Genomic DNA, 12,060 nt, shown 5'->3' on the forward strand with positions numbered 1-12,060 from the left:
TGTTTTTTAGTCAACGTTTTTGTATACAAGATCATTGCTCTTGAATTTTTCGCAAATTGAGTCCTATACATAATCCTATGGACTTACGACTTGCCGATAATATCGCCCAGGAACTGGAAGAGTTGATCTTTGACGGTACATTCTCAGATGGCGATCGTCTGGATGAGGTCAAACTGGCTGAACAGTTTGGTGTCTCGAGAACACCACTTAGAGAAGCATTTCAACGACTTGCGCTGTCGGGCTTGGTCGACCTCATTCCGCGCCGTGGTGCTTTTGTGCGACAGCCGGGTCCGGTAGAACTGATGGAGATGTTCGAGGTCATGGCCGAGCTCGAAGCTGTCTGCGGCCGACTTGCCGCTATGCGTATCTCCGAGGAGGCTTTGAAAGATCTGACGGACGCCAACGCGAGATGTCAGCAGGCCGTCGATGCCGGTGATCCAGACACGTACTACCTCGAAAACGAACGGTTTCATCGAATTATCTATAAGCAATCCGGGAATTCGTTTCTGGAACAAGAGGCCTCCAAACTGCATCGGCGCCTCAAACCTTTCCGGCGGCAACAGCTTCGATTTCGTGGCCGTATGGCGCAGTCGATGTCCGAACATGAGGACATCGTTCGCGCTCTTGAGGACGGTTTGGCGGACGATACTGCCAATGCCCTTCGTTCCCATGTCGCAGTTCAAGGCGAGAAGTTTCATAACCTGATGGCATCGCTTAAAAACACTGCTGAGCGATAAGCGGGCGGGGGTTCACCACCTCCAGCCACGCAGCCCAATTCTATTCCAGCACGGGGAAATGCCATGTGACAGGAATGGCATCTTTCAGAACGCGGTTGTTCGCCTCACATTCAAGATATCGCATTGAACAACAGCGCCGTTCTGACACAATTGCTGCGGCAAGCAAAATGGTAGGATTTTCGGCTATGCAACACTCTTGGATTGATAAGTTCAAAGGTCTCAGCCGCTTACCGGATACTGTGCGCGCCGACCTGATCAGCGGCAGTCAGATCGTCAACGTTCCCGCTGGCACGCAGATATTCGCGCCTGGCCAAACGGCTGACAATCTATTGCTACTGCTGGAGGGAACCGTCCGGGTTCAGCAGAAATCTGAGACCGGGCGCGAGGTGTTCCTCTACCGTGTTCACGCCGGTGAAAGCTGTGTGCTGACCACGGCGTGTATGCTGGCCTTCGAAGACTATTCCGCCGACGGCATTGCCGAGACAGACGTTTCAGCGGTAGCTATCCCGCGCCAAACGTTCGACGATCTGGTTGCGAAATCCCCTGTGTTTCGCGAGTTCGTCTTTTCAGCTTACTCACGCCGGATCACCGATCTCTTTACTTTGATCGACGATATCGTGTTCAAGCGTATGGACGTACGGCTGGCCTCGCGGCTGCTAGAGCTGGCAGGGGTAGGCGAAACCGTACACGCAACGCATGCAGTGTTGGGCACAGAGCTGGGCACGGCGCGCGAAGTGATCTCGCGTACCTTGGCGGAATTCCAGCGCCGCGGCTGGGTGGAACAGTCGCGTGGCGAAGTCTGCCTGACCGACCGCGAGGGGCTGGAACGCCTAGCAAGATCGGCGACGCCCGAGGTCTGAACTCAAACTTTGAATTTGCTTCGGCAGTTTGGTGACCATGTCACCAAAGCTGTGAGCTGCGCTGTGCAATTGTCATTTCATCGATTCCCGATGGAGTGTGACATGACCACAAATATGGGCAAACTTGACCGCGTTTTGCGCATTTTGATTGCTGCGATGCTTTTATACATGGCTTTGGGCACGAGCGTGCTGGGGGCGGGACTCCTGTTCTGGCTAGCGCTGATCGTGGCGGGTGTGTTCACCCTTACCGCCTTTGTCGGCAACTGCCCGCTCTATCGCATCGTTGGCCTCAAGACCTGTCAGAACTGCTGATGATCGAGACGGCATTTACCCCTTGGGCGTCGCTGACGGGCGGCGTTCTGATTGGAGTGGCCTCGGTTCTGCTGATGTTGCTGATTGGGCGCGTGATGGGGGCAACCGGTGTTTTGGCCGGGCTGTTGCGGCCTGCATCGTCCAGTGATTTTACTTGGCGCGCTGCGTTGTTGGCCGGCATGGCAACCGGCCCCTTGGTGGGGTGGGTAGTGTCTGGGCAGATGCCTCAGGTACAGGTGCCGGTCTCCACTGCCGCGTTTGTTCTGGGCGGTGTGATTGTCGGTGTCGGTGTGACCCTGGGCGGCGGCTGCACCTCGGGCCACGGTGTGTGTGGAATGGCGAGACTAAGCGTACGCTCGATCACAGCCACAGCAACGTTCATGCTGTTCGCCTTTGCCACGGTTTTCGTCACACGCCACGTTTTCGGAGGATAAAGCGTGAAACTCATCTCAACCTATTTGATCGGTCTGGTCTTCGGTGTTGGAATCTCGCTTTCCGGCATGGCGAACCCAGCCAAGGTGCTGAATTTCTTCGACCTGTTTGGTGCCTGGGACCCGTCCCTGATCTTTGTCATGGGAGGTGCACTGATAACCACCTTTGTCGGCTACAAGATGGTCTTCGGCCGCGCCGCACCCGTGCTTGAACCTGCGTTTCATTTGCCATCGGCGCGAAAGATCGACGTCAAGCTCGTCGGTGGGTCCGCCTTGTTCGGCATCGGTTGGGGCATCGCCGGATTCTGCCCCGGCGGCGCATTGCCCGCACTGGGCACGGGCCGATGGGAGGTCTTTGCTTTCGTCGGTGCCTTGATTGTGGGCATTTCCCTCGCCAAGGGCCTGCAGGCGGCGCTGGCTCCTGATTTGCAAACAGATACCTGAATTGAGACCCGGAGGAGACAAGATATGGCCACTTACCCCGTAAACATGGCGATCAAGCCAGACGTATTTGCGTTCTTTGACGCTTCAACGAACACGATCAGCTACATCGTGAAAGACCCGGATTCGAGCGCTTGCGCGATCGTCGACAGTGTCATGGGTATCGACTACGCGGCCGGGCGTATCACTTTCGACCACGCGGATGAACTGATCCGAACTGTGATCGACAGGTGCCTTCAGCTGGAGTGGATTATCGAAACCCATGTGCATGCCGATCATCTGTCCGCTGCGCCGTATATTCAGGAAAAACTCGGTGGCAAGATCGGGGTCGGCTCCAAAATCACCATAGTGCAGGACACGTTCGGCAAGGTCTTTAACGAAGGAACCGAGTTCCAACGAGACGGCTCGCAATTCGATGCTCTGTTCGAAGATGGCGACACCTATATGATTGGCAATATGCAGGCCTACGCCATGTACACGCCCGGACACACGCCAGCCTGCATGGTTCATGTCATGGGTGATGCGGCCTTTGTTGGGGATACGCTGTTCATGCCGGATGGCGGCTCCGCCCGGGCCGATTTTCCGGGCGGCGACGCAAGCGTTTTATATGACTCGATCCAGAAAGTTCTGGCATTGCCGGATGAGACGCGTCTGTTCATGTGCCACGACTATGGGCCGAACGGGCGCGATATTGCCTGGGAAACCAGCGTAGCCGAGGAAAAGGCCCACAATATCCATGTTGGCGGCGGCAAGACAAAGGAAGAATTCGTCAAGTTCCGCACCGAACGTGATGCAACGCTGGCGATGCCAAACCTCATTATCCCTTCACTGCAGGTCAACATGAGAGCAGGCGAGGTGCCCAAGGATCCCGACGGCAACCCGATGCTCAAAGTGCCTGTAAACGCCCTCTAAAGGGCCAGAAGGAGAGCAGAAATGGAGTTTCGCACGTTATCACCCAAATTCACCGTCAGTCCTCAGATCTCTGTCGAGGATGTCGGGACAATCGCTGCGCAGGGTTTCCGCGCGATCATCTGTAACCGGCCGGATGGCGAAGGGGCGGATCAGCCCACGTTCAAGGAAATCGCCGCCGCAGCCAGGGCCGCAGGGATCAAGGCCCGCTATGTTCCCGTGCAATCAGGCATGGTGACGGATCAGGATGTCGAGGCGTTTGGCGCAGCGCTTGAGGACCTGCAACGCCCGGTGTTTGCCTATTGTCGCACCGGGACACGCTCGGCGATGCTGTGGTCGTTTCACGAGGCTATAAAACGGCCGATTGCCGAAATCCTGACAGCCACCAAGGCAGCGGGCTACGACATGAACGGCGTGGCCCGCCGGATCGCAAATGGCGGCAAGACCCCAACAGATACGGGCGACGCCCATTTTCAGGTTGTTATTGTCGGCGCGGGGGCAGGTGGGATCTCGGTCGCAGCCAGTCTGAAATCGCGGCAACCCGATCTGGATATTGCCGTCATTGATCCAGCAGATGTTCACTACTATCAGCCCGGTTGGACCATGGTGGGTGGCGGTATCTTTGATGCCCAGACGACGGCCAAGACCATGGGCAGTCTGATTCCCAAAGGCGTGCATTGGATCAAGGCGGCCGTCGCCGCGTTTGAGCCGGAAAGCAACGCCGTCGTTTTGGATGGTTGCCGAGTGGTGAAATACGACCGACTTGTCGTCTGCCCGGGTCTGAAGCTGGATTGGGGCAAGGTCGAGGGGTTGGAGGAAACTCTTGGTCGCAACGGCGTAACCTCGAACTATCGCTATGATCTTGCCCCATGTACGTGGCAGTTGGTGCGAGAGATGCAAAAGGGCAGAGCAATTTTTACCCAGCCTCCGATGCCAATCAAATGTGCCGGTGCGCCGCAAAAGGCCATGTACCTATCCGGCGACGCGTGGTCTCGGCGGGGCGTACTGAGCGACATTGACATCCAGTTCATGAACGCCGGTGGAGTGCTGTTTGGCGTCAAAGACTATGTCCCGGCGCTGGAACGCTATGTAGAAAAATACGACGCTTCGTTGAACTTTTTCTACAACCTCGTTGCCATCGACGGGCCTGCAAAGACGGCGGTGTTCGAGGTGACCCAACCAGATAGTGAACAGCGCAGGGTTGAAGTGGGATTCGACATGATCCATGTCTGCCCACCGCAGACCGCTCCGGATTTTGTGCGGGTGTCACCGCTTGCGGATGCGGCTGGGTGGGTCGATGTCGATCAGGCCACGCTAAGGCACAAGAGCTTTGACAATATCTGGTCCCTGGGCGATGTGATGAATGCGCCGAATGCCAAAACAGCGGCGGCAGCACGCAAGCAGGCGCCCACTGTGGCGGAAAACATCGTGGCTGACATCGCAGGTCGGTCTGCTACGGCGCAATATGACGGCTATGGCTCGTGCCCGCTGACCGTCGAACGCGGCAAGATCGTCTTGGCAGAGTTCGGCTATGGTGGAGCGCTCAAGCCCAGTTTTCCGCGATTTCTGTTAGATGGCACTAAACCCAGTCGTTTGGCGTGGTTTCTGAAGGAAAGCGTGCTGCCGCCGATCTATTGGAAGGCAATGCTGCGTGGCAAGGAATGGATGGCGCATCCGGAAAAACTGAACGTGGCCCCGGAATAGCCCTGCGCATCGGAAGACCTCAGATGATCAACCATCTTAGCCGATTTGTCCCCATTCTCGATTGGGGCCGGAACTATACGCGCGGCGCATTTTCCAACGACCTGATTGCGGCCTTGATCGTGACGATCATGCTGATCCCGCAATCGCTTGCCTACGCTCTGTTGGCAGGATTGCCGCCCGAGGCCGGCATATACGCGTCGATTGTTCCGATTGTGCTTTATGCGATCTTCGGGACAAGCCGCGCGCTGGCCGTCGGACCGGTTGCGGTGGTGTCGCTTTTGACGGCCACCGCGATCGGGCAGGTGGCTGAGCAGGGCACTGCAGGTTATGCCGTCGCAGCCCTGACCTTGGCCTTTCTGTCTGGCGCGTTTCTGGTGCTTATGGGCGTGATGCGGTTGGGGTTCATGGCCAATTTCCTCAGCCACCCGGTGATTGCCGGGTTTATCACAGCCTCGGGCGTTTTGATTGCGACCAGTCAACTCAGGCACATTCTGGGGGTCGATGCGCATGGGCACACACTGCCTGAAATGATCGGATCAATCCTTCCCCATTTGCCTGAGACAAATTGGGTGACGCTGGCAATCGGAAGCCTTGCCACCGGCTTTTTGTTCTGGGTGCGCAAGCACCTCAAACATTTTCTTGGGTTCTTGGGGGCAGGGCCGGTTCTTGCCGACATTCTGACGAAAGCCGGGCCTGTCGCCGCCGTGGTCGCCACAACTGTTTCCGTCTGGGCTTTGGGCCTGAATGCTCAAGGGGTGCAGATTGTAGGGACGGTGCCACAGGGCTTGCCTCCGTTCACAATGCCTGATCTTTCCTTCGATCTTGTAGGAGAGTTGATCGCTCCTGCGATCCTGATTTCGATCATCGGATTCGTCGAAAGTGTCTCGGTCGCGCAGACACTTGCTGCAAAAAAACGCCAGCGGATCGATCCGGATCAGGAGTTGATTGGTTTGGGCGCGGCCAATCTGGGGGCAGCGTTTACAGGGGGCTATCCGGTTACGGGTGGATTTGCGCGTTCGGTTGTCAATTTTGATGCCGGAGCGGAAACACCGGCTGCCGGTGCATTCACGGCCGTTGGCCTTGCTATTGCCGCGTTTGCACTGACCCCGTTGGTTTATTTCCTGCCCAAGGCCACTTTGGCAGCAACGATCATCGTTGCCGTTCTCAGTCTTGTGGATTTTTCAGTTCTGAAAAAGACATGGGTCTATTCTCGTGCAGATTTTGTTGCAGTCGCCGCAACCATTGGCCTTACGTTGGGGTTGGGGGTCGAGGTGGGGGTCGCCTCTGGCGTGGGAACCTCGATCCTACTGCACCTTTACAAGACTTCGCGCCCGCATGTGGCCGAGGTCGGGCTTGTGCCCGACACACAGCATTTCCGCAACATTCTACGTCACGAGGTTGAGACGATCCCTTCCGTCGTGACCCTACGCGTGGATGAAAGCCTGTATTTCGTCAACGCACGGTTTCTGGAAGATCTGATCCAGCACCGTGTGCCTGAAGGAGGCAGTGTTAGTCATGTGATCTTGATGTTTTCTGCGGTGAACGAAGTTGATTATTCCGCGTTGGAAAGTCTTGAGGCGATCAACCAACGCCTGTCTGATATGGGCGTCGGTCTGCATCTGTCCGAGGTCAAGGGGCCGGTTATGGACAGGCTGGAACGATCTCATTTCCTTGATCAGTTAAACGGTCAGGTGTTTATGTCGCAATATGAGGCTTGGATCACTGTCGGCGCGCATGACAAAGTTGTTGAGACAGTCCAAAACCATTCGACTCTGTAGATCTGTCAGCCTCTATGTCCTCTTGAAGCGCCCCGCCTATGACCCTTACCGCGAATGTTTAGCAGGCAACAAATGGCGTCCACTAGTCCCCCGACGGGAGTGTCTTTCGTCGACATAAGTTAGTCGCATTCCCAAACCGTTTGTATGAAACAGACAATCGTTCGTCAGTTCATCAAACGGGTTGCGCCCCTCTAAACTACCGAGTTTCGAGCAGAGCTCCCGCGCTTTCTTAAGCGGCATCAACGAAATAATCTCTGAACGCAACGTATCATCCTGAAGCGTAGCAGCTGGATCCAACATCTTAACCGCGAGTTCGGTTAGTTTGCCGGAATCACTGAAACCAGGCTCCAACCCGTCCATGACCTCGAGTATTTCGTTGGGTAGAAGTGTCTTGATCCTCTTCGGATTCGCTAGTCTTAAAAGGCTAGAAAATGCGAGACCTGGAGCATCCAGATCGATGTCCGCAACGGATGGCATAGTCTGCTGGCCGATCTTATAGTATTAATTTAAGTGCTTGCCTGACAACTTATGGCAGATTTTTGCAACGACCTGCCACCTTCTTGGGTTAGGGAAGCTTTACGCGCCTTTTTTAGCAAGGGGTCAACGTCGGGCCAGACCATGAGGTTTTAGCTTTGCGCAAATCTATGCCTAAAGCGTCCAATAAATAACATAATCATTATTATTAGATAATCGATAGAGAAAGCGCCTATTTGTTAAGTTCCCTTAAAAAGGAGACTCCAATTTTGGGACTCGATCAACAGAGAAATTCCAGAACCCTGGCCCTTCAGATTGGAAGCGCGAGCCTGGCGATGTTGAGGATGTGTTGTTCAAACCAGCCAAAGGTATCGCGGTACATCAACTCTCGGATTCGATGCATAGGTGATGCTCCTGAGTCGAATCCGTATCCTTCAACTTTATCTTCGAGCATGCAAATCACGATTGCTAGAGCCTTACGACTTTCCACCAGATGACAGATGTGACATGGCTGCGTCAACTGACGGGTTGCGAAGCCCAGCTTGGCCGGTGATGGAAAATGCGCGCTGTCGAGCACATCAACCGGACGCAGGTCATTTGGTTTTTGAGTGCTGAGCAGAAGATCGAGTAGTCCGCGGAACTCGGAGACAAGGCGCTGTCTCTTCGATCGCACTGTCCTCTGCTTCATGACCTTCAGTAGGAACTGCTCATAGGAGATGATCTGATCCCAAACCGTTTGGAGCGTTGCATCGCCATTCCAGTCATGGGCATGTTGGTCGGCAACGAAATCACATCCTAGCCGGGGCTCTTGCGGAATATCGCGCCACTGGCACCTTGGATGGGGTGGCCCACGAGGTGGCGCTTGCCATCCTACCCGACACCGGCGGTCACGACACCTATGCAGACGGCGAGCAAGAGGAATTCCACACGGAAGTTCAGCGATTGGCTTAGCGCTCCCTAACGAGCGCGAGGCCTATGCGCGGGTTTATCTTGAGCCCGCGCTGGAAGTACCTGGCGGTTTCTGTGATCTGCATATCCTGCAGCGCGAGCCAATGCACCACCTCAGAGCCACACTTCCGCTTGAATGGCTTCGGCGATTTTCAGGACTTGCGATCCATACCCTCGAAAAACTCTTCGATATGACCGCGAGTTTTGGAGATCGCGAGGCCCTCCTTTCTCTGATCCGAGATCGCTGTGTCGCCCTGGGATAGGCATGCTGCCCCATCGGCACGAATAGCAGCGGCAACTTTGGTTCATGCGGGATTTTTGGTTTGCCGAAGAGATCAACCCCGAAGTCTGGGACTACGTGATCCGGGAACCCAACCTTGTCTTCTGGTTGGAGCGTCGTCGGGACCGCGGTCGGCAGGGAGATGACATTTGGTCGACGCTGTCGGCTGAGAAAATTGAGCAACTGCAACTTGCATATCGCCCGCATTGGCCCGTCGTTCCTCTTCGGTCGAGCTGGGGCACCGGAAGTCCAAGGGGAGAGACAGCCTATCGCTACCTCAGAGATTCTGTTTGGCAAATCGGCCGTGATGAGCCGAACGTCGCGCTGCAGGTCATCAAAAGACCTCTTGCAAAAGACATCATAGCTCCATCCTATAACGATCTTCGTAGCATCCGGGCAGAGCTGCGAAGCAGATCCGCAGTGGCGTCTGCCACCGCGGCGTGTTCGCCAAATGTAATGCGTTGTTGGTCGCTCTTGCTTGATCGACCACATAATCGGGGTGCCTTTTCTAAGATATTCCTGAAAGGCTTTTCGGCAAAGGTATTGATCGACTATCATGGGAGCCTGAGCGTAGAAGAAATTCAATGAAAGCTTCCGCCACTGCAGTTAACAAGCTGATAACCAACCGTACGTTCCAGTCAGGTATGACCCATCCGCCTTATTGTTCGTAAAATCCACGCGCCCCAAATGCCTCGAAATCGGGCCGCCCGGCCACGTGCCTTGCTCGAAAGCTTTACAGTTCCCGGATGTAAGGTAAAACCCGCCGCTTGCAGGTGACTAATCTGCCGAAAAAGCCAATGAGTTCCGCGAACCAGTCATACATGCGTCACGCAGCATCAGTGGTTCTGGGCTCTCCTGACACATTCGCCGCGATCTGCACCAAAGGCTGGTTTGTATGGATCGAAATTAGCTGCACGCCTTATGAACAGGTAAGACGCGGGACAAGGCCGCTTTTGGACTCGGCAGCATGGACCGCTGCTGCCCGCCCAAGGCAGCTGTCCAATTTCGACGGGAAACCAGCAATGACCGCAAGCGGGGCAACCCATGACCGGAATAGCCACTTCCTTCCATCGCGCAGATGCCCTCCAAGGTCCTAACTTCTCTCGAAACTAGTTCGAAAAGGGTTGCTTGAATCCTCTCTAGGGTGCAAAGCGAAGGCGTATTCGACCAGTGACTGTGTGATCCATAAAAAAGAAAGCGGCGGTTCTTCTGTGATCTTAAAAAAACTTCAATATCGGCGGCTATACAAATGAAAGGGTTAGGCGACTGCAAAAACCTAGAAAAGGTAAAGTTCTTCATTTTTCTAGGAGCATTCCTTTGTCTTTTGACTATGCGGAGTTTGATCGGCTTAGATTTCACAGACGAAATCCAATACTATTACCAAGCCATTGGACTCGCCGAAACGAACCGTTTCTTTTCAAACGATCTGTATATCCAGCAACTTGTTTATGTTTTCGTTCTCCCGTTCTTTAAGGCGTACCTTTTCGCGTTCGGTGACACGGGTATTATTTTGTTCGGACGAGCGCTCTGTGTGATCGGGTTAATTTTTCTTTGCTGGTTTTGTTGCCGCAGGCTTGTCGGTCTGGGTCTAGAGCCCTCCAACGCACTTCTGGCGGCGGTCGCATTGAGTTTTGCGGTAACCCACCATTCTATTTTTGCTGTTAGCTACAACACAGTAGCTCAAGCGATGTGGATTGTTTTTGCTTTACTCTTCGCATCGCCCAAGACCGTCAGGCCGTGGTGGTGGGCCGCTACGATTGTGGTGGCCGGCGTAGCCTATCCTGTCGCCGGTTTGGTAATGGCAGCAATCCTATTGATCTACCTTTTGGTGTCCAAGCAGTTTGATCCGCTTCTCCGAGTGATCGGTTTTGGGTTGCTTTTCGGTGCGTTGGGATTGGCTGTCATACTTTCGCTTACAGATTTTGAGGACGTTATGCGTTCTCTACGGTTTAGTTCAGGCTTTTCAGTTGGAAGTTTTTGGACAGATCGCGAAATGCAACGCGACTATCTTGCTATCCTTCTTTTGATGCTTGCTGCTCTTTTTGCGCCCGCCCCGAGAGGATTGCGAAATCTCCTCTTGGTTGTCCTGTTCTGTCTGACCTGCCTGTTCCTGTTTGCTATTGTGCACGACATCCTTGAGTTTCGGGCCGCTGGTTTGCCATATCCCGGACCTAGAACTGACACCTTGGCGGGATGGCCTGTGCTGTGCGCTGTTGCACAATTCACAGCGCGGACTGCAGCACGTTCTAACGGGTCCAGCGAGTGGCCAGTTCGAGCGGTGGGCATTGTTGCTATTTGCCAGTTCACGGCGTTCGCCGGAACAAGCAGCGGAGGCGTGATCGCGGGTGTTGCCGCGATGATGATCCTGCTCCCAATTGCAACTGCCCTTGCGACATTGGGCATACGGGCTGAGCGTGGTGCGGGGAGATGGATGCCCCACGCGCTGCTCTTCGGTGTCTTATCGATCTACCTAACACTTTGGCAGCTCACGCCCTATCGAGATCCTTCGACATTTTTCGTGGGACGCAGCTTTACCGACGTGAGCATCTTCAAAGGCATCTTGGTAAGTAACGAGAAAGTTCCGGTGATTGAGGCATTTCAAAAAGAATTTGAAGGGAAGACCGAAGGACAAGGAGGCCTTATTCTGAGCGGTTTTCCAGGAATCTATGCCGTACTGGAAGCAAAGCCCGAAACTTGCATGATCTACAATCATTTCGTCAGCGACCCCCAGATAGCTGGCGCTCTGATTGAGTGTATTGGTTCAAAGTCTCCAAAGTTTATTTTAAACTTGGAGGACCACGCGACTTTGGAGGAGCGCACTCGAACCAAAGAGGAGATCACATCGCATATTGCAAAGGCCAACAGTTTGGAGTGCGAACGTGGTAGTGTAGAGTTTGAAGCGGTGTTCCCAGGAATGTCCGATGCCGTCGCATATACCTTCTGCCAGTAAGCGAAACTGTTTCGCCAAGCCTCAAGAAATTCAGATTTACGTTATGCCGAAGAGAAGTTTTCTATCTTCTCAAAGCCAGGATAGTCACATGCGCGTCATCGCAACCTTCCAGTTAAGGGCCGCGTTCCTCGCCCGGAAGCCATCGCTTGGGGAAAATGACGATCTTGTCGGTGTTGTTGTTCAGCAGGCCACCCCAGCAACCGAAGCTGGAATTCGACCTTACTTGAGGTGTGCAT

The 12,060-nt window shown here is 54.5% G+C and carries 11 protein-coding genes; 10 read left to right on the forward strand and 1 reads right to left on the reverse strand.

From position 1 onward, the window contains the following. Positions 1-77: 77 nt before the first annotated feature. The 8 genes from ACRZ95_RS19030 to ACRZ95_RS19065 all read left to right on the forward strand — a co-directional run bounded on the left by ACRZ95_RS19030 (position 78) and on the right by ACRZ95_RS19065 (position 7,172). The gene (locus ACRZ95_RS19030) at positions 78-737 is read left to right on the forward strand and encodes a GntR family transcriptional regulator (protein ID WP_170681104.1); all 660 of its coding nucleotides are present in this window, start codon (positions 78-80) and stop codon (positions 735-737) included. Positions 738-922: 185 nt separating this feature from the next. Beyond that, positions 923-1,597 carry a Crp/Fnr family transcriptional regulator gene (locus ACRZ95_RS19035; protein ID WP_170681106.1) on the forward strand — a complete coding sequence of 225 codons (675 nt, stop codon included), beginning with the start codon at positions 923-925 and terminating at the stop codon, positions 1,595-1,597. A 102-nt stretch (positions 1,598-1,699) separates the two neighbouring features. Further along, positions 1,700-1,909: a YgaP family membrane protein gene (locus tag ACRZ95_RS19040; RefSeq protein ID WP_170681108.1), complete on the forward strand. Its 210-nt coding sequence runs from the start codon at positions 1,700-1,702 to the stop codon at positions 1,907-1,909. Continuing rightward, entirely contained in the window at positions 1,909-2,343 is a 435-nt protein-coding gene (locus ACRZ95_RS19045) for a YeeE/YedE thiosulfate transporter family protein (protein ID WP_170681109.1), read from the forward strand. Before ACRZ95_RS19040 ends, ACRZ95_RS19045 begins: the two co-directional genes overlap by 1 nt. 3 nt (positions 2,344-2,346) lie before the next feature. Then, positions 2,347-2,784 (forward strand): DUF6691 family protein, encoded by a 438-nt coding sequence (locus tag ACRZ95_RS19050; protein ID WP_170681112.1) that lies wholly within the window; start codon positions 2,347-2,349, stop codon positions 2,782-2,784. Between the two features lie 24 nt (positions 2,785-2,808). After that, the gene (locus ACRZ95_RS19055; RefSeq protein WP_170681114.1) at positions 2,809-3,693 is read left to right on the forward strand and encodes an MBL fold metallo-hydrolase; all 885 of its coding nucleotides are present in this window, start codon (positions 2,809-2,811) and stop codon (positions 3,691-3,693) included. A gap of 21 nt (positions 3,694-3,714) precedes the next feature. Further along, on the forward strand, positions 3,715-5,394 hold the full coding sequence (locus tag ACRZ95_RS19060) for a bifunctional protein tyrosine phosphatase family protein/NAD(P)/FAD-dependent oxidoreductase (protein WP_170681116.1): 1,680 nt from the start codon (positions 3,715-3,717) through the stop codon (positions 5,392-5,394). Positions 5,395-5,417: 23 nt separating this feature from the next. Beyond that, positions 5,418-7,172, forward strand: coding sequence for a sulfate permease (locus ACRZ95_RS19065; protein ID WP_170681117.1), 1,755 nt, complete (start codon positions 5,418-5,420; stop codon positions 7,170-7,172). A 784-nt stretch (positions 7,173-7,956) separates the two neighbouring features. Here the strand turns inward: ACRZ95_RS19065 and ACRZ95_RS19070 are convergent. Continuing rightward, positions 7,957-8,319: a hypothetical protein gene (locus tag ACRZ95_RS19070; protein WP_170681119.1), complete on the reverse strand. Its 363-nt coding sequence runs from the start codon at positions 8,317-8,319 to the stop codon at positions 7,957-7,959. A 582-nt stretch (positions 8,320-8,901) separates the two neighbouring features. Between ACRZ95_RS19070 and ACRZ95_RS19075 the strand changes: the two genes are divergently transcribed. Together ACRZ95_RS19075 and ACRZ95_RS19080 are read left to right on the forward strand one after the other, a co-directional pair. After that, positions 8,902-9,462 (forward strand): hypothetical protein, encoded by a 561-nt coding sequence (locus tag ACRZ95_RS19075; RefSeq protein WP_170681121.1) that lies wholly within the window; start codon positions 8,902-8,904, stop codon positions 9,460-9,462. Positions 9,463-10,123: 661 nt separating this feature from the next. Continuing rightward, positions 10,124-11,824: a hypothetical protein gene (locus ACRZ95_RS19080; RefSeq protein WP_170681123.1), complete on the forward strand. Its 1,701-nt coding sequence runs from the start codon at positions 10,124-10,126 to the stop codon at positions 11,822-11,824. Positions 11,825-12,060 lie beyond the last annotated feature (236 nt).

The organism is Ruegeria sp. AI3 (genome assembly GCF_056541245.1).

Bases quoted from the DNA above. Each gene is read 5' to 3' on its own strand.
- ACRZ95_RS19055 (WP_170681114.1), top strand. From the start codon at position 2,809: ATGGCCACTTACCCCGTAAACATGGCGATCAAGCCAGACGTATTTGCG.
- ACRZ95_RS19035 (WP_170681106.1), top strand. From the start codon at position 923: ATGCAACACTCTTGGATTGATAAGTTCAAAGGTCTCAGCCGCTTACCG.
- ACRZ95_RS19075 (WP_170681121.1), top strand. From the start codon at position 8,902: ATGCGGGATTTTTGGTTTGCCGAAGAGATCAACCCCGAAGTCTGGGAC.
- ACRZ95_RS19065 (WP_170681117.1), top strand. From the start codon at position 5,418: ATGATCAACCATCTTAGCCGATTTGTCCCCATTCTCGATTGGGGCCGG.
- ACRZ95_RS19045 (WP_170681109.1), top strand. From the start codon at position 1,909: ATGATCGAGACGGCATTTACCCCTTGGGCGTCGCTGACGGGCGGCGTT.
- ACRZ95_RS19060 (WP_170681116.1), top strand. From the start codon at position 3,715: ATGGAGTTTCGCACGTTATCACCCAAATTCACCGTCAGTCCTCAGATC.
- ACRZ95_RS19080 (WP_170681123.1), top strand. From the start codon at position 10,124: ATGAAAGGGTTAGGCGACTGCAAAAACCTAGAAAAGGTAAAGTTCTTC.
- ACRZ95_RS19030 (WP_170681104.1), top strand. From the start codon at position 78: ATGGACTTACGACTTGCCGATAATATCGCCCAGGAACTGGAAGAGTTG.
- ACRZ95_RS19040 (WP_170681108.1), top strand. From the start codon at position 1,700: ATGACCACAAATATGGGCAAACTTGACCGCGTTTTGCGCATTTTGATT.